18 protein-coding genes and 1 pseudogene are annotated in these 16,814 nt (G+C 47.5%); 2 read left to right on the forward strand and 17 right to left on the reverse strand.

The annotated features are described in order from the left end of the window. Positions 1–96 precede the first annotated feature (96 nt). From ACMYR3_RS10390 to ACMYR3_RS10470, 17 genes are all read right to left on the reverse strand, one after another. A complete protein-coding gene (locus ACMYR3_RS10390; RefSeq protein WP_424191886.1) occupies positions 97–1,062 on the reverse strand; it encodes a WD40/YVTN/BNR-like repeat-containing protein in 966 nt (321 codons plus the stop codon). A gap of 238 nt (positions 1,063–1,300) precedes the next feature. After that, positions 1,301–1,492 (reverse strand): 2-hydroxymuconate tautomerase, encoded by a 192-nt coding sequence (locus ACMYR3_RS10395; protein WP_424191887.1) that lies wholly within the window; start codon positions 1,490–1,492, stop codon positions 1,301–1,303. 127 nt (positions 1,493–1,619) lie between these two features. Then, entirely contained in the window at positions 1,620–2,408 is a 789-nt protein-coding gene (gene dmpH / locus ACMYR3_RS10400) for a 2-oxo-3-hexenedioate decarboxylase (protein WP_424191888.1), read from the reverse strand. 8 nt (positions 2,409–2,416) lie between these two features. Next, the gene (gene dmpG / locus ACMYR3_RS10405; protein ID WP_424191889.1) at positions 2,417–3,460 is read right to left on the reverse strand and encodes a 4-hydroxy-2-oxovalerate aldolase; all 1,044 of its coding nucleotides are present in this window, start codon (positions 3,458–3,460) and stop codon (positions 2,417–2,419) included. A 12-nt stretch (positions 3,461–3,472) separates the two neighbouring features. Beyond that, positions 3,473–4,387 carry an acetaldehyde dehydrogenase (acetylating) gene (locus tag ACMYR3_RS10410; RefSeq protein ID WP_424191890.1) on the reverse strand — a complete coding sequence of 305 codons (915 nt, stop codon included), beginning with the start codon at positions 4,385–4,387 and terminating at the stop codon, positions 3,473–3,475. A gap of 20 nt (positions 4,388–4,407) precedes the next feature. After that, positions 4,408–5,202 (reverse strand): SDR family NAD(P)-dependent oxidoreductase, encoded by a 795-nt coding sequence (locus tag ACMYR3_RS10415; protein WP_424191891.1) that lies wholly within the window; start codon positions 5,200–5,202, stop codon positions 4,408–4,410. 9 nt (positions 5,203–5,211) lie between these two features. Next, the gene (gene dmpE, locus ACMYR3_RS10420; RefSeq protein WP_424191892.1) at positions 5,212–5,994 is read right to left on the reverse strand and encodes a 2-oxopent-4-enoate hydratase; all 783 of its coding nucleotides are present in this window, start codon (positions 5,992–5,994) and stop codon (positions 5,212–5,214) included. A gap of 8 nt (positions 5,995–6,002) precedes the next feature. Further along, the gene (locus ACMYR3_RS10425; protein WP_424191893.1) at positions 6,003–7,457 is read right to left on the reverse strand and encodes a 2-hydroxymuconic semialdehyde dehydrogenase; all 1,455 of its coding nucleotides are present in this window, start codon (positions 7,455–7,457) and stop codon (positions 6,003–6,005) included. Between the two features lie 16 nt (positions 7,458–7,473). After that, positions 7,474–7,914 (reverse strand): GlcG/HbpS family heme-binding protein, encoded by a 441-nt coding sequence (locus tag ACMYR3_RS10430; RefSeq protein WP_424191894.1) that lies wholly within the window; start codon positions 7,912–7,914, stop codon positions 7,474–7,476. Between the two features lie 63 nt (positions 7,915–7,977). Beyond that, entirely contained in the window at positions 7,978–8,922 is a 945-nt protein-coding gene (locus ACMYR3_RS10435) for a catechol 2,3-dioxygenase (RefSeq protein WP_424191895.1), read from the reverse strand. Positions 8,923–8,960: 38 nt separating this feature from the next. Then, a complete protein-coding gene (locus ACMYR3_RS10440) occupies positions 8,961–9,302 on the reverse strand; it encodes a 2Fe-2S iron-sulfur cluster-binding protein (protein ID WP_424191896.1) in 342 nt (113 codons plus the stop codon). A 9-nt stretch (positions 9,303–9,311) separates the two neighbouring features. Beyond that, positions 9,312–10,367, reverse strand: a complete 1,056-nt coding sequence (locus ACMYR3_RS10445; protein ID WP_424191897.1) for an NADH:ubiquinone reductase (Na(+)-transporting) subunit F — start codon at positions 10,365–10,367, stop codon at positions 9,312–9,314. A 6-nt stretch (positions 10,368–10,373) separates the two neighbouring features. Next, complete coding sequence (locus ACMYR3_RS10450) at positions 10,374–10,730, reverse strand: phenol hydroxylase subunit P4 (RefSeq protein WP_424191898.1); 357 nt, start codon at positions 10,728–10,730, stop codon at positions 10,374–10,376. Positions 10,731–10,740: 10 nt separating this feature from the next. Then, positions 10,741–12,291, reverse strand: a complete 1,551-nt coding sequence (locus ACMYR3_RS10455; RefSeq protein WP_424191899.1) for an aromatic/alkene/methane monooxygenase hydroxylase/oxygenase subunit alpha — start codon at positions 12,289–12,291, stop codon at positions 10,741–10,743. Positions 12,292–12,313: 22 nt separating this feature from the next. Beyond that, the gene (locus ACMYR3_RS10460) at positions 12,314–12,583 is read right to left on the reverse strand and encodes an MmoB/DmpM family protein (RefSeq protein WP_424191900.1); all 270 of its coding nucleotides are present in this window, start codon (positions 12,581–12,583) and stop codon (positions 12,314–12,316) included. Between the two features lie 18 nt (positions 12,584–12,601). Then, complete coding sequence (locus ACMYR3_RS10465) at positions 12,602–13,597, reverse strand: phenol hydroxylase (protein WP_424191901.1); 996 nt, start codon at positions 13,595–13,597, stop codon at positions 12,602–12,604. Beyond that, entirely contained in the window at positions 13,594–13,845 is a 252-nt protein-coding gene (locus ACMYR3_RS10470; protein ID WP_424191902.1) for a phenol hydroxylase subunit, read from the reverse strand. Before ACMYR3_RS10470 ends, ACMYR3_RS10465 begins: the two co-directional genes overlap by 4 nt. A 312-nt stretch (positions 13,846–14,157) precedes the next feature. On the opposite strand from ACMYR3_RS10470, the gene ACMYR3_RS10475 reads away from it, so the two are divergent. Continuing rightward, positions 14,158–15,828 carry a sigma 54-interacting transcriptional regulator gene (locus ACMYR3_RS10475; RefSeq protein WP_424191903.1) on the forward strand — a complete coding sequence of 557 codons (1,671 nt, stop codon included), beginning with the start codon at positions 14,158–14,160 and terminating at the stop codon, positions 15,826–15,828. Between the two features lie 32 nt (positions 15,829–15,860). Further along, positions 15,861–16,409 (forward strand): annotated as a pseudogene (locus ACMYR3_RS10480) (GntR family transcriptional regulator); the annotation flags it as partial. Between the last annotated feature and the right edge of the window lie 405 nt (positions 16,410–16,814).

A 16,814-nucleotide genomic window follows, 5' to 3' on the forward strand; every position in this document is an offset into this window, starting at 1 on the left:
AAGCACCATTTTTGGATTATCAAAAATCCATTCCTCGGCTTTATGCAGTCGATGCGTAATACTATGTCTGATATGAGATACCACCTTGTTTCTCCCTTATTGATTATTGGTGCCGATAACTCTTAGCAACCCAGCAGGGCCGCCAGCTATCAGGCTTTTTTGACCGGGGATTGAGGCACCGCCACCCAGAAAGACCGGTATGGCATCCGGATATCGGAAGTTTCGCCATTCACCACTGACGTATTGAGTAATCACGCCCTCAGCACCAACGCCAAAAGGAACGCCTTCGGCAAGAAAAAGACGATAAATGGGCACCTGAGTCCGATTGTTTTGTCTGACCCATGAATTACCGCCATCTGTTGTATGAAGTATCTGTCCAGCGATACCACTGACCCATCCTTCATTGCGCGTGAGAAAAAGCGCTGCATAGGGATAAAAGTCATTAGGCATTTTGGCGATCTGCTTCCAGGTTTCACCTGCGTCGCTGGTCACTACCACCATGCCAAATTCGCCCGTCACGAGCGCTTCTTTCTGATTGAGATATTGAATCGTCGTGAACTGGGTATCCTTGTCAAAACTGAACACCTTCCAGCTATTACCTTTATCCACTGATTTGGCAATAGTGCTGCGACTACCTACAACCGACCAGTTACCCTGAAAATCACAGGTGATGGCAATGGGTGCCTGCGGTTCAGCCAATGCGGAAGCTTTCCAGACCTGTGCATTTGCCTGACTGGACCATACCTTGTGATAATGATCAATGGCCACAAAACTGCCATCTGGACAGACGGCCATATCAATCAATGACGTATTGCCAAGCTCGATACGTTGCCACTGTCGCCCCTGATCGGCAGACACAATCACTGCCCCCGATTGCGTTCCTACAGCTATTACTTTGCCATTACTCGCCATTGCCTGACTAATGTCATATCGTCTTACGGCTTTGTTATTTTCAGCCTTGATCAGATCAGTATCAGTGGCAGATGAACAAGCCACCAGACCTGATAAAAATGGCAAACTGATCATCAGCAATGCGTTATTTAAATATTTTTTACTCTGCATGACTAACCTTTGTTTATCCTGGGCCAAAGAGAAAAATCCATTACTCACAGATATCTGTCCGTCACCAGACGAGCATCAATCCTGATGTGTATTCGTCTCCTTACAAACCGACCATTCATGAAATTCTGAACAAACATTCTTGCTAATTACTTTTTTTAGAAAAAACAGTCCCCTCCGCGATAAACGGATTCTTTTTTAAAGAGGATGGTAATTAGTTCAGTTGCCGGGTCTTACGATGTCAACGACCTCTATCTTTGGCCGTCTGGCCAGCGATACCCCAGTTTGTCTTGGGCATTTCATGGATCCATACCCGAACCGTTTCAACCGGGGCACCAACTGCTTCGACCAGCGCCGCAGTCACTTTTTCGATGACTGCCCGTTTTTGCTCTTCGGTACGTCCTTCAAGCATATAAATTTGCGCAAATGGCATTTTTATCTCCTTTATCTATTTTTTAGTTTTGTTTATCATGCTGATAAACATGCTGATCTCGACTCACCTGTCATCTAGCCTGAGTGGCGAATGACAGCCATTGATTCAACGCAGAATGCATGAGGTCTCAGACAAATCTCAATGAAACCGAACCCATATGCTGTACTCGCAAAGTGACATGATCATTTGCCTGAACACTAACTGCCTCGGTAATACCACCAGAGAGAATTAATGAACCCGCTGGCAGTATTTCGCCCTGCTTGGCCAAATGGTTGACCAACATGGCAATCGAGGCGGCAGGATGACCCAATACGGCAGCACCTGCACCAAAGGCAACAGGCTCACCATTTTTCTCAAGCACAATTCCGGTGGTTCGCAAATCCAATCCGTCAACAACCTGGATGCTGCCACCGACGACAAAACGGGAAGCGGAGGTGTTATCGGCGATCACACTTTTAAGATCAAATTTGAAATCTCTATAACGGCTATCAATGACTTCAATGGCTGGCAGGACAAAAGCCGTTGCTGCCAGCACGGCACCAATGTGACAACCAGGCCCCTGCAGGTCACGATTAGTCACAAAGGCAATCTCAGGCTCGACCTTGGGATGAATGAGTTCACTGGTTTTGATCAGACCACCTTCCGGGACAGTAAAACTATCCACCAGAAATCCAAAACAGGGCGAGTCCACACCCATTTGCTTCATCTTGGCGTAAGAAGTCAATCCGGCCTTATAACCAACAATGCGTTCCCCGCGAGCCAGTTTGCGATGACGAATCTGATTCTGAATGGCATAGGCATCATCCCAGTCCATATCAGGATAGTCATGGGTAATCTTGGTGGTATCTCTTGCTTCCAACTGACAGGTTTCGAGCATTTCTGCCAACCGATCAATGACTGTTTTATCTAGTTTCATGCTATGCCTCACGCTGCCTTGGGTGCAAGTTGGTTTCTGTTTTTGGACAGTGTCAACGCCGTATCTTCAATCATGTCTTCCTGTCCACCGACCATGCCACGACGGCCCAGTTCAACCAGAATTTCTCGGGCAGGGATACCGTATTTCTTTTCTGCACGCTTGGCAAACAAGAGGAAGGAGGAATAGACCCCGGCATAACCTAGAGTCAAAGAATCACGATCAATCCTGATGATGTGATCCATGATTGGCACGACCAGATCTTCAGCCACATCCTGAATCTTGAAGACATCCACACCAGTATCAATGCCCATCCGGTCACATACCGCCACCAGCACTTCCATTGGTGTATTGCCTGCACCGGCACCCAGTCCTGCTGCTGCTGCATCAATCCGATTGGCACCAGCCTCAATGGCAGCCAATGAATTGGCAATACCCATCGCCATATTGTGATGACCATGAAATCCCAGCTCGGTTTCGGGCTTTAAGGCCTGGCGCACGGCACTCAGACGCACACTGACATCATCGGGCAGCATATAACCAGCCGAGTCAGTGATGTAAATACAATTAGCACCGTAACTTTCCATTAGCTTGGCTTGGGTAATCAAGCCTTCTGGTGTATTCATATGCGCCATCATCAGAAATCCGACCGTGTCCATTTCCATGCTGCGTGCCTTGCTGATATGCTGCTCGGAAACATCCGCCTCGGTGCAGTGAGTCGCCACACGAATCGTATTGACACCCAGATCCTTGGCCATCTTGAGATGTTCTACCGTGCCAATACCTGGTAATAACAAAGCAGATACCTTGGCATGTTTCATCAGCGGAATCACTGCACCCAAATATTCTTCATCGGTATGCGAGGGGAATCCATAGTTGACTGAAGACCCACCCAAGCCGTCACCGTGCGTTACTTCAATCAACGGCACACCAGCTTGATCCAGACCACTGGCAATCGATCGCATTTGTTCCAGACTCATCAGATGGCGCTTGGGATGCATACCATCGCGCAAGGTCATGTCATGCAGCGTGATTTTTCTACCTTGTAAATTCATTTCTATCTCCAATCAAGCGGCCAAAGCGGGCTCAAGGGCCAGACGGCCAGCCAGAATTTCTTCTGCAAACATTTCAGCTGTTCGAGCCGCCGCCGCAGTCATGATGTCTAAGTTGCCGGCATATTTAGGCAAGTAGTCACCCAAGCCCTCTACTTCCAGATAAATTGACACTCGATTACCATCCACAACCGGACCATTCACCAGTCGATAGCCTGGTACATATTTTTGAACCTCTTTAAGCATGGCATGTACTGAAGCTTCAATTTCGGCTACTTTAGGTGCTTCATCAGTCAGACAATGCACCGTGTCACGCATCATGAGTGGTGGTTCGGCAGGATTGATAATGATGATTGCCTTACCTTGCCGTGCACCACCAACCTTGGCTACGGCACCGGCTGTTGTTCTGGTAAATTCATCAATATTTTTTCTGGTGCCAGGACCCACTGACCGACTGGATACAGTAGCGACGATTTCGCCATATTTAACGCTCTGCACCCGGGAGACGGCAGCTACCATCGGAATGGTGGCCTGCCCACCACAAGTCACCATATTGACGTTCATTTCACCCTTGCCAATGTGTTCCATGAGGTTTACTGGCGGCACACAGAATGGTCCGATTGCGGCTGGCGTGAGATCAATCATCAACACACCCAGCGCATTAAGCTTGCGACTGTTTTCCGCATGTACATAGGCGCTGGTTGCATCAAACGCAATCTGAACGCCATCGGCCTTAACATGAGGCAGCAGTCCATCAACTCCCTCTGCCGTGGTTTTGATACCCATCTCGCGGGCGCGTCGCAACCCATCTGACTCCGGATCAATCCCTACCATCCATACTGGCTCCAGATAAGCACTGCGTTGCAGTTTTGCCAGTAAATCGGTACCGATATTGCCCGGCCCAATCAGCGCACATTTGATTTTCTTCATCACATCTCCCAACAAAAATCCTAGATCAAGGAACGAACCACACCACCATCAACCCGCAAGGCAGCACCCTGCGTTGCAGCGGACAATGGACTGCAGATATAGGCAACCATTGAAGCTACCTCGGCAGGTTCAATAAAGCGTTTCAAAATGGAGGTTGGCCGCGCCTGTATAAAAAAATCCTGCTCGGTATCAGCGAGACTTTTTCCCGATTCGGCCGCCAGCTTGTTAAAAAAGGTCGTGACACCCTCGGTACGAGTCGGCCCCGGCAATACCGCGTTAACCGTGACGCCAGTGCCCGTACAGGTTTCAGCCAGCCCGCGCGAAACAGATAATTGAGCAGACTTGGTCATACCGTAATGAACCATTTCTGCCGGAGGGCAAATACCAGACTCACTGGAGATGAATATGATTCGACCCCAATGACGCTGTTTCATTTTTGGCAAATAATGACGGGCCAATCGAACACCACTCATCACATTGACTTCAAAGAAATGTAGCCACTCCTCATCCTCAATCTGATCAAAGGGTTTGGGATCAAAGATACCCAGGTTATTGATCAATAAATCAACCTCCGCCACTTGTCTGAGCAAAGCATCGATACCATTTTTAGACGCAAGATCAGCGGCAACCACTTGTACTTTGGCATCGGGTATTGCCTGTAATAATTTATCCTTGGCTTGATTGACTGCTTGCTCAGTACGTCCATTGATGACCACACTGACACCTTCTTTGGCCAAAGCCATGGCAATTGCAAAACCGATTCCTACGGTCGAACCGGTGATCAATGCTTTTTTTCCTTGTAGCTGCAGATCCAAGTGACTCTCCTAGCTGAAACGCACTGAACAACTGCCAATGCCACCAATTGTGACCTTAAGGCTATCACCTGAAGTGACAGGAATCAGAGACGCTAATGATCCAGACAAAATAACTTCGCCGGCTTTCAAAGGAATATCAAGGCGACCCAATGTGTTGGCCAACCAAGCAACTGCGTTGGCTGGCGCACCCAAAGCCGCCGCGCCAGAACCGGTGGCAACAATTTCGCCATTTTTTTCAAGTACCATGCCGCAAGTATTGAGATCGACTTTAGTAGGATTAACTAGAGACTCTCCTAATACAAACACACCGCATGAAGCGTTATCAGCCACCGTATCCTGAATCTTGATCTTCCAATCACGAATGCGTGAATCCACAATCTCAAAGCAAGTCATCACACCTTCAGTCGCAGCTAATACATCGGCAACAGTAATACCAGGACCTTTAAGATCACGTTTTAATAGGAAAGCGATTTCACCTTCAGCCTTGGGCTGTATCAAGGTATTGGCAGGGATGATTTCACCATCGTTGTAAATCATGCCGTTAAGCAGATAGCCAAAATCAGGCTGAAAGACACCCAGCATATTCATGACTGCAGATGAAGTCACGCCAACTTTCTTGCCAACAATCTGCTCTCCGGCTGCCAACCTCTTTGACAACATCAGTTGCTGTACCTGATAAGCATCTTCGATTGTCATGTCAGGATATTGATCCGTGAGCGGTGCAATGACTGTGCGCGTAGCCAGAGCTTCATAAAGCCGATTACCTAATTCTTGAATAATGGATGGATTCATGACATGACTCATAATTTGATACAAACGTTTTTCAGCTCGGTATAAAACTCCAGAGAGTGCACACCACCTTCGCGACCGATGCCAGACTGCTTGGCCCCACCAAATGGTGTCCGCAAGTCACGCAGGAACCAGGAGTTGACCCAGGAAAGCCCCACCTGCATTCGCTGTGCCATCCGGTGTCCTCTGGCCAAATCACGAGTCCAGATAGCTGTTGCCAAACCATACTCGTTGTCATTGGCTTTACTGAGAACCTCTTCTTCGCTATCGAATGGACTGATATGACAGCATGGTCCAAATATTTCTTCCTTCATGACTCGTGCGGTTTCCGGCAGTCCAGTCCAGATAGTTGGTTCAATCCAGCTACCCTCGCTCAGCTCTGCAGGCATAGCAGGCACTCCCCCCCCCGTTACGATGGTTGCCCCCTCTTCTGCAGCAATCCGATAGTAAGAAAGCACCTTGTTTTGATGCTCCTTGCTAATCAATGGTCCCATAGTGGTAGTTGATGACTCTGGCAAGCCAAACTTCAGTGCTTCGGCACCTTGTTTCAAGGCGGCGACAAAACGCTCAAAAATTGGCCGTTCAACATAGACCCGCTCAGTACCTAAACAGACCTGACCAGCATTGACAAAGACGGAACGCATGGTGCCTTCGATAGCAGCATCGAAATCACAATCAGCAAAAACAATGGCAGCATTTTTCCCACCCATTTCCAGACTGACCGGACGCGCGCCTTTGGCCGCGGCTTTCATGATGACTTCCCCTGTCCTGGTCTCACCGGTAAACGTTAGCGCATCTACCTGAGGATGGGTGGTCAGAAATTCACCAGCAGATTGCGGCCCAAATCCTTGCACCACGTTATAAACACCCTTGGGAATACCAACCGCATTCATCACTTCACCCAACAAGGCTGCTGTCTGGGGAGTTTCTTCGGAAGGCTTGACGACAACCGAGTTACCACAGGCCAGCGCAGGGCCGACCTTCCATGTCATCAGCAGAAGGGGCAGATTCCAGGGACAGATCACGCCAACCACACCAACCGGTGAACGGTATCCATAATTGATTGCGCTTCGACCATCCGGCGTGGCCATTTCAAAAAACTCGGTCGGTACATTCTTGACAACATCAGCAAATATCTTGAAATTTGCCGCTCCCCTTGGAATATCAATATGACGCGCCAAACTGAATGGCTTACCGGTATCTGCGCACTCGGCCTGAAGGAAATCATCAAAACGTTGATTGATGCCATCGGCCACGCCGTATAGCAAATCAACACGCTCGGCAACTGTGATTCTTGACCATGGTCCCTGCAACGCCGCATGGGCAGCGAGCACGGCCGCATTGACTTCAGCACTACCTGCCTCATGCACATGGCCAATGACTTGTTGATTCAGTGGCGACCTTTTTTCAAAGGTTTTTCCTGTGGTGATGAATTCACCATTTATAAAATTTGCTATTTGCTTCATACCTGTACGCTCTGTATCAATGATGGCTATCCAAGCCGATTGCAATCAATCCGGCGCGAGCGCACTGTTCATCCTGCTGCTCAGATGCGCCCGAAACACCGATTCCTCCTAAAATGAATCCCTCCTCGTAAATCGGTACTCCACCACCAAAAGCAACAAAGCGTGGACGTAACAACAGACCTTCTTTGACCATGGCAGAGTGCTCTGACAGAATGGCATCCCATTGACTAGTAGGCAATCCAAAACTTGCCGACGTATAGGCCTTGTCAATTGAAATTTCAACAGAATGCAATGGCGCTCCGGGCATTCTTAAAAATGCGGCCAATACCCCACTTCGATCAACCACAGCAACATTGACCAATACGTTCAATTTTTTTGCCATGGCAACAGCAGCCTGCACTGCTTTGGCCGCACCGGGCCAATCAATGGTTCTGGTTCGTACGGATTGATCGGTCATTGCATTCCTGTCATTTGATCAATTGGATAAAGTGGTTGTGATCATTCTTGATCGCTCTGTTAATCAGGTATAAACAGTCGTGAATGACTCAACAAGATCTCCGGTGTGGTAGAAAATCCCACGGCCAATGTTTTCTTCAGTCCAGGTAGTGACTGGCCGATCAGGTTGTGCGAGATAGCCCAATCCTGCAAATGTCTCGTTTCTATTCCCACTGGGATCAAAAAAATAAATGGTTTCGCCGCGTGTAATGCCATGCCTGGTTGGCGCAACATCAATCTTCACCTTGTTTTTGGCCATCACATCTGCAGACTTCAGCACGTCATGCCATGAATCCAGAAAGAAGGCCAGATGATGCAAACCGGCATGCGGCCCACCCACAAAAGCAATATCATGCGGTGTAGTGGTACGGAACAACCAGGTAGCCGCCTGAATTGCCCCACCTGGACCAACAGTGACCTGTTCGCTCAGATAAAAATCCAGACATGCCTTCATGAAGTCGGTGTTCTCTGCCACTTTATTGACACCGGTTTCAGGATTCAGCTCACACATCAGCAAGGCATGATCAAGCCAATGCGCACCCGCACCCTTGATATCGTTAGGCCAAGGATCCGGATTAGTGACGCCAACACCCGTTCCAACGTACTCTTTCGATGCGTAGAGCAACATTTCATGACCACTTGGCAGATTGAATTTAAGTATGCGTCCAACTGCCGGCAGTGTTTCAGCTGGCATGAATTCAGTGGCGACACCATATTCTCTGATGCGACTCGATAACTGATCCAGATCGGTATCATTTTCGACCTTGAAGGCTATGTGATTCATACCTGAACGATCTGCTGACGTAAGAATCAGTGAGTACTTATCCCACTCATCCCAGCATTTCAAATACACATTGCCGTGTTGATCCTGATGAGTCGTTTTCATACCGAGCACATTCTCATAATGCTTCACGGCAGCCTCTATATTCATGACTCTCAGACTGACATGACCGATTCTCATAACACCCATAGCTGTCTCCTTTTATTGACTTATTGCGGGTTGATGCATTACTTGTTCACAACAAACTTGCTCAAAAACGGCTTTGTCATTTTTCCTACAACTTCAATCTGCACATCGGTTTTAGGCACAACACAACAAGCCAGAGTGATACCCTGCTCGGACTCCTCTGCTGACACATGTGCACGACTTATCTGATTGGCCATATCAGTCATGCCATTAACAATTCGAATCTTGCAAATTCCGCAACCACCATTCAGACAACCAACAGGAATCCCACGTCGACCAATCTTGGCCATACCTTTCAGTAGCGTTTCATTGGTCGCACAGGGATAGCTCTCTGCTGTCTGCAAAACCGTTACGCTGACTTTAGGATAAAGATTGGTGATCATACTCAGCACCTAAACTTTTTTGAACAAGGGACTTCTGGCCTGCTGAACATCGGCAGCTGAAACAAATTTCTCGGTGTAAATATCCTCTTCAAATAGCTGGCCACGCATCAAAGTGGTAATGCACGCATCAATCATTGCCGGAGGGCCACACAAATAGGCTTTATGTCCCTTGAATGATCCTGAAAAATGTTCTTTGGCAACTTCATGAACAAAGCCTCGAGCGCCAGTCCATTTACTATCAATCGGTTCATGCGACAGTGTTGGGACATAAGTAAAGTTTTTATATTGGCTGGCAAGCTCACAAAATTCAGTGTCGTAATACAGCTCATCCAATGAGCGTTGACCATAGAAAAGTGTGATGGGTAAATCACAGCCCTCTTCCAACAACTCAATAATCATCGATCTCGGACTTGATAATCCAGAACCACCCGCCATAAAAATCATGGGTAATTGTGCCGATTTACGGACAAAAAAACGGCCATATGGTCCTGATAGTTTGACTTCGTCTGCCACCTTCAATTTTTCATGAAAATAGGCAGTACCAACACCACCCGGAACTCGACGAATATTGAGTTCTATTTCACCGTGACAAGTCGGACTGTTTGCGATTGAAAAAGCCCTGCTTTCATTCAATCCTGGAATCGTCAGATTGATATATTGACCAGCCTGAAACTCAATTGACTCATTCAATTTTATGAAGATGGCTTTGATTGTTGGTGTCAGCACATTGATACTGGATACACGACCAACAAAATCGCGTACCGGAATGATCCGCGCATCAGGCTCTTCATCAATATCGGCCTCAATGACAACATCGCTGTTCAATAGTGCACAGCATGCCAGCGTACGGCCTTCTTCACGTTCAAAGTCCATCAATGCAAACGGATTAGCCTCGCCATGGTCGACATCGCCATCAATGATATGCACCTTACAGGTACCACACAGACCATGACAACAGGCATGCGGCAAATAAATACCATGGCGCAATGCTGCATCCAGCATGTTCTGCCCATCCTCCACCTCAATGGTGGCACCCAGCGGTTCAATAGTGAGTTGATATGACATGGTTAATCAGAATGTGCAGTTAGAAAGACCATGCAGCCCTGGTGTCCGAAATCGCAAATAATCCTTATGTTTCAGACCATTGCCCACCAGGGTCTGATTGACATCTGGCTGCCATGGCTGATCAGCCTTGAACCACTCAACCAAACCCCAATCTATTTTTTCAAAATCAGGATGCACACCAAACATCCCAGGTAATATCGAAGCAGATAACGCTGCAAAAGGTGTTGCCTCGGGAAGCGGAATGCAAAATGGCGCGGCAAACATCAAATGCTCATCCCAACTGATATACAAAAGTGGTGCTGGAAAGTTTTCTCTCAGATCTCGCGGAGGAAACTGATAGGGCTTGATAGATTTAACTGACATGTCTCTTTCCTCAATTGCGCTTGGCCTGACCACGCCACGCCTCAAAATTCTTGTGATCTTCTGAACCGGCAAAATCCAGGTTATCCCGTCCTACTGCAATTCGATAATGTTCAAGTACTGCTTTGAGAGGATCAAAACCTGGCTGACTTGGATCTGTTCCCGGATCAAAACAATTGCCTTGATAGATTTGATGCACTGGCAACCAGGACTGCACGTATTTCTCCGGCTCATCTTCAAAAATTTCCTGACAGTGCGAGCTGCAGAAATGATAGGTTTCACCCTCATGTTCACACTGGCGATGGCCTAAGGTGTTATGTTTCCCCGGCTCGGTAAACAAGAGAGGAATCTGACAGGTGTTGCAGAGCATTGGCAATGTCGTGTTATAGAAACGCTTGCCTTCTTCGGCCTGCTTGGCCCAATATTCAAGACGAGGACGATAATTCTGATCAAAGGTTTCGGGATACTTCGATGACAGCCAATCCAGTTCTTCCTGCTCGGGAATCCAGGTGTGAAAAGCGGTAGCGGCACCATACTGATAAAAAGTTGCCCAGGCCTGATGCGAAATATGATCCTTGCCTTCGCAAGCATCCTTCCAGCCCTTGGGTTCACGAATACCGTAGCGAGCCAGATCCTTGAAGAGCGCACCACCATTCTGTTCTGCGTACATTTCCCATGCCTCACGCCAACTCATGACACGTTTGGGCAGCATATAGTCCATCATCATGCCAACCAGTGTCAGCAACCGATAACCGCGCCAGAACCACTTGTCAATCCACTTCTGCACGATGGCAACATTACCCGGATCCTGCTCCAGCATGAATTTGATGCACTCAATGCCAAGTGTCATATGGCGTGATTCATCAGACTGCGCAGAGAAACCAAAAGTCACCGTAGACATATCGCCGTTATAGGCTGAGCCCGACATGAAAGGCACAAACAACAGATTGGTCAGCACATACTCAAATGAGAAACTGACTGCCGTTAAATATTCAAATGGCCCTGATGTAAGTGCGTCTTCAAAAAAGGATTTGGGCACCGATAAATACCAGATCCGATCAAACCAGTAATTGGCATCATGCAGACCGTTGTAATACTTGTTGTAGTTACCGATAGCATGGGTTTCGGTCTGATAATGGCGCAATTCATCGATCGACTGCATCTGACAGGCAACCCTGGCACCTTCACCCGTGAAGTGACGCCCTACGTGTGCAAAGCCTCGATGAGCACTGTATTCCAGTGGTGTGACACCCTGCAAAAACAGCTTGAGCGAATTGATATAACGCGCATCAGTGACGCCAAGGTGTCCGTTATTCTGGGCAAAGGCATCAATGACTGCATACAATTTCTTTTCTTTTTCACCCTGATATTTCCAATAGGCATCCATGGTCAGACGAAATGGATCCTCCCATTTATCCCAATCATGAATCTTGATACCCTCATATTGATCAAATGGAAAAACCTTGTCCATTGGCTGATAGGTTGTTTCCCAACCCAGCCCTCTTGTCATGGCCGCGTAACGCTCTTTAAGTCCTAATTTCTTCTTTTGTACTTTGGCATCCATTGTCTGCTCCTCGACTGTTTGATTAGTGATTCCAACTCAAGGTCATCTGATCATCATCCTCATCAAGATAACCGGATAGCGTCACCAGATTAATCTGCACTTCTTGAAGACTAAAAGCTCTTCCCAACTTTTCCTCTACCGTTTCACGTCGGATCGTCAGCTCATTTGGCGCATCAATCTTGATCAGTCCCGGAGACTCAACCAGCACCGCATGGGGGTTATCCGCAATAATGGCCTCAACAATCGGACGAGCATCTTCGTTGGCCTGAAATGCAATAAATACGTTTGACATAGATAGCGCTCTCTTGAATTATTGAAACAGGCCAAGCTTGCTGCAACGGGCCACCCAGGACTCCTGCACCTCTTCCAAAGCCAGGACCGATTGATCACCAAAAGCCAGGCTGGCAATGGGAGTCAATGCCTCAATAGCTCTGGCAGACCATTGATCCGTCCACTCCTGAATCTGTTTTTTATTGTCAGCCGATTCGGCCACAGCAACCTTGACGGTGGCATCAATCCAGCGGGACGTCTCTGCCGAGATATCCACCATGAATGAAGTCAGCATGGCAATTGGGCCGCCCTGCTGCAAGGCAATCTTGCCATCCACAAATTCGTCATAAATCAGCGGATAGAGCAAACCATCCAACACCAGGTTCTGCGCAATAAACAATTCAAACGGATCCTGCACTACCAAGGTATCTTCTACGTAGCGACGCAAGTCTTGCCATACCGAAGCCGTCAACCAGGAATGCTTGGCAATATCGAGCGCCCCAGGATCGGCTATTGACCAGCCAATACGCGTGAGGTATTGCGCCACTCCTAATGAGTCCAGTGCATAAAACATGGAGGATGCCGAGAATGCTGTACCGTAGCCAAGGTCACAGATCGTGCAGTTATTCATATTGGCACCCCATGCCACATGACGTAATGGCACAAGCACATCCAGAGCAAGCTGCCGGACATTTTCAGGAATGGCATCCAGCAGACCACGTGATTCGACAAACTGAAAATTGGACTCCATGGCATCTTGCTGCTTGGCGCGAGCCATCGTCCAGCTGGCATAATAAAATTGACGCGGATCCTTCAGGTCATACCAGTTACGCATCTTGATTGCTGTACGCCTAGAATCGTAAATCTCGTATTCCGAATCCCAAGTAGATCGGTAATGAAAATTATCTTTTGACTGCGCACCCAGCATCGCTTCCTGATAACGCGATGCCGCCTTGTCACCACCGATCTGTTCTGCCACCGTGCCAAAGGTGTGTCGCAATGGTCTGATGTCTACCGTTTTGAGTTCTACTGTCATTCCTGGTCTCCGTACGCCTGTTTAACTGTGGGCAGCAACTGCACTTGATTTACTTCACAGAATTCATCGAACGCCATCAACGGCAACATCAACTCCACCATCAGATCAGTCGAATCAATAGAAAATTCGAACTCAATCAAACCATTGTCTTTACGGGACAGGATGCGCACAAATCGACGCGTGATATCCACCAGTGGCATTGACTCTGCCTCTACGGATATTGATCGCTGATTTTGTGGGGTTGGCATTGCGTGTCTCCAGCTTGTTTTTTCTTAAGACATTGCATAGGACATGCCACATTATCAAAAATCTCGATTTTTTAAGGGTTTCCCCTAGTAAATTATTGAATATCACACATCAAAACCGGTATGATCATGTAAAACCAGATGAAATATCTCTGTTAAAAATCGGGTATCACTTCATCAATTGATTAAAAACAATTAGAATATTGACGAAATCGTTCAATAAAATAAAAACAGATCAGCCTTGGAGACTTCGTGCTTAAATTTTCATCAAATCCAATAATCTCGATAATTTATATTTTTGCAGTAAGGTAACTTATGAAGCAATTACCTACTGATAATGATTTGCGACAGCTGGTTCACTTCTCGCCACAAGACGGCAAAATATGGCTTGCGGGTAATCGCATGGTGCTCATGCATGTGGCAGCCCTGGGTGCCATGCGCCGAGAGTTAATGCATACCATCGGCTTTGAACAAACCAAACGGATTTTTATAAGAGCGGGACATACTGCTGGCAAACGTGATGCCGAACTGGCAAGACTGACCCGACCGCAAGCAGATATCGTGGACATGTTTGCGACCGGACCGCAATTGCATATGCTCGAAGGTGCTGTACAGGTAACTCCCCTGCGATTTGAGGCAGACCGGGCAACCGGACACTTTAGTGCCCAGCATCGCTGGGATCACTCGTGGGAAGTCGAAGCTCATGTCGCCGAATTTGGTCAACAAGAATCTCCTGTCTGCTGGATGCTGATTGGTTATGCATCGGGCTATAGCAGTGAGTTCATGGGTTGTCCCATCTTTTTTAAAGAACAGCAATGCACGGCATGTGGCCATGGCCATTGCCTGATTGAGGGTAGACCATTGGCAGATTGGCCTGATGCCAGCGAATTGATAGAAATTTATAACCCGACATCAATGTTCGAATCCATGGAAGTTCTTGTTGACCAGGTTGAGCAGTTGCGTGCAACCATTGAGGCAAATCAAATGATCGCACCACCTGAAGGATTAATAGGTCGCTCCAAAGCTTTTCGAAGCGCCTTCGAATTATTGAAAAAAGCTGCTCAGACCAATGTCACCGTTTTACTCACCGGTGAAACAGGTGTGGGTAAAGAGCGATTTGCCAGGGCACTCCATACAATGAGTCGCCGTAGCGAGCAGCCATTCGTAGCAATTAATTGTGCCGCTTTACCACACGAGCTAATCGAGTCTGAACTTTTTGGCGCAGAAAAAGGAGCATATACCAGTGCCAACACAACGCGTATTGGACGATTTGAACGAGCCAATAATGGCACGCTGTTTTTGGATGAGATTGGTGAGTTGCCAATGGCAGCCCAGGCAAAATTGCTCCGCGTTTTACAAGAAGGTGAAATCGAAAGGTTGGGCGGCACTCAGACACAAAAAATTGATGTACGAGTTGTCACCGCGACTAATGTCGACTTGGAACAAGCTGTTGCAAACGGCACTTTCCGACGAGATCTCTATTATCGCCTCAATGTCTATCCAGTAAGAATTCCACCTTTACGTGAGCGCAATGAAGACATTTCCTTGCTTGCCACCCATCTTTTCAAACGGTTTTCAGCCGTGCATGGAAAACGACTTGCAGGATTAACCGATCGTGCTTTAAATGCACTGAACTCCCATGACTGGCCAGGTAATGTTAGAGAACTCGAAAATTTAATTGAGCGAGGTGTTATCCTTGCCAGCCCAGACATGTCGGTCGATATTCATGATCTATTCCCAAGCACACCGATCAACATGACGAGCGGTCTCAATACTGACGGTACGATTGGTAAGGCCCAGTCGCTAGATTGCAATAATTTACTCGAATTAATGTCAGCACATCATCTTAGTCTGGATAGCCTGGAAGAGGCCTTGATCCAAAGAGCTGTTGAACAGTCCGATGGCAACATTTCCGCAGCAGCACGCATGCTGGGAATGAGCCGTCCACAATTAAGTTATCGACTAGGGCGTCGCTCTCCATCATGAACATGCCACTTCTTTATTCATCCACAGATGGCATGGCCAGCCGTACATTGGTTGAACGGGCGTATGCCGAGCTCCGACAACATATTGTGGAAGGGCTATTACCTCCCGATGAAAAATTGCGCGTCGAACATCTCAAAGACAAGTATCAAGTTGGCGCTGGCACATTGCGTGAAGCCTTAACGCGCCTGGTAAGCGATTCTTTGGTGATTGCCGAAGGTCAGCGTGGATTCAGAGTTGCCCCCATGACACTGGCAGACTTAGAAGATATTACGCGGGTTCGGCTTCATGTCGAAATTGAAGCAGTAAGACTATCCATACGACATGGTGATGCCGCCTGGAAAACTCGGCTTCGTCAGACCTTTGAAGCAATGCATATCATCTCCCATCCCATTTCACCCAATCAGCGCATGGACTATGAAAAACTAAACAGAGCATTTCATGAAGTCTTGACGTCAGGTTATCCCTCGCCTCGAACACAGCAGATTCTCAGTCAACTGTCTCGTCATGGTGAACGATATCGTCGCTATACAATTAGCCTGCAAACTATCGAAAGAAATATTCACCAAGAACATACAGATATCTATGAGGCTGCCATCAAGGGTAATGAAACACGCGCGGCCCTTGCCCTGGAAACGCATATTGTCAGTACTGTCGATTTGATTAGAAATGCAGTCAATTCAGGAAAAAATGTCTTTGCAAAATCCCCGGTTATTTATAATGATGAATCACCAATTCGGGCGGCAGTTTGACGTGTGAGCAACACGTCATAGTCATCAATTGCAAACATGAAACAGTTTAACTGCCGCATCCAAACTGTTTACAGTTGAGCACAATTGACTGTCCTGGCATGACTTTCTTCTGCGCTATTCGCATTCGCGATCACACTGATTTCAAATAGCGCAGATGGTGCCTGATCGATAGAGCGAACTGTTCCAAAAGTACTGGCATTATCAAATTCAATGACAGAATGCATAGAACCCTTCGAA

It is taken from the genome of Ampullimonas aquatilis (assembly GCF_049675895.1).
Taxonomy (GTDB): domain Bacteria; phylum Pseudomonadota; class Gammaproteobacteria; order Burkholderiales; family Burkholderiaceae_D; genus Ampullimonas; species Ampullimonas aquatilis.

Bases quoted from the DNA above. Each gene is read 5' to 3' on its own strand.
- dmpE (WP_424191892.1), bottom strand. From the start codon at position 5,994: ATGAATCCATCCATTATTCAAGAATTAGGTAATCGGCTTTATGAAGCT.
- ACMYR3_RS10460 (WP_424191900.1), bottom strand. From the start codon at position 12,583: ATGTCAAACGTATTTATTGCATTTCAGGCCAACGAAGATGCTCGTCCG.
- ACMYR3_RS10390 (WP_424191886.1), bottom strand. From the start codon at position 1,062: ATGCAGAGTAAAAAATATTTAAATAACGCATTGCTGATGATCAGTTTG.
- ACMYR3_RS10455 (WP_424191899.1), bottom strand. From the start codon at position 12,291: ATGGATGCCAAAGTACAAAAGAAGAAATTAGGACTTAAAGAGCGTTAC.
- ACMYR3_RS10430 (WP_424191894.1), bottom strand. From the start codon at position 7,914: ATGACCGATCAATCCGTACGAACCAGAACCATTGATTGGCCCGGTGCG.
- dmpH (WP_424191888.1), bottom strand. From the start codon at position 2,408: ATGAAACTAGATAAAACAGTCATTGATCGGTTGGCAGAAATGCTCGAA.
- ACMYR3_RS10450 (WP_424191898.1), bottom strand. From the start codon at position 10,730: ATGTCAGTTAAATCTATCAAGCCCTATCAGTTTCCTCCGCGAGATCTG.
- ACMYR3_RS10445 (WP_424191897.1), bottom strand. From the start codon at position 10,367: ATGTCATATCAACTCACTATTGAACCGCTGGGTGCCACCATTGAGGTG.
- ACMYR3_RS10475 (WP_424191903.1), top strand. From the start codon at position 14,158: ATGAAGCAATTACCTACTGATAATGATTTGCGACAGCTGGTTCACTTC.
- ACMYR3_RS10440 (WP_424191896.1), bottom strand. From the start codon at position 9,302: ATGATCACCAATCTTTATCCTAAAGTCAGCGTAACGGTTTTGCAGACA.
- dmpG (WP_424191889.1), bottom strand. From the start codon at position 3,460: ATGAATTTACAAGGTAGAAAAATCACGCTGCATGACATGACCTTGCGC.
- ACMYR3_RS10425 (WP_424191893.1), bottom strand. From the start codon at position 7,457: ATGAAGCAAATAGCAAATTTTATAAATGGTGAATTCATCACCACAGGA.
- ACMYR3_RS10410 (WP_424191890.1), bottom strand. From the start codon at position 4,387: ATGAAGAAAATCAAATGTGCGCTGATTGGGCCGGGCAATATCGGTACC.
- ACMYR3_RS10395 (WP_424191887.1), bottom strand. From the start codon at position 1,492: ATGCCATTTGCGCAAATTTATATGCTTGAAGGACGTACCGAAGAGCAA.
- ACMYR3_RS10470 (WP_424191902.1), bottom strand. From the start codon at position 13,845: ATGCCAACCCCACAAAATCAGCGATCAATATCCGTAGAGGCAGAGTCA.
- ACMYR3_RS10465 (WP_424191901.1), bottom strand. From the start codon at position 13,597: ATGACAGTAGAACTCAAAACGGTAGACATCAGACCATTGCGACACACC.
- ACMYR3_RS10435 (WP_424191895.1), bottom strand. From the start codon at position 8,922: ATGGGTGTTATGAGAATCGGTCATGTCAGTCTGAGAGTCATGAATATA.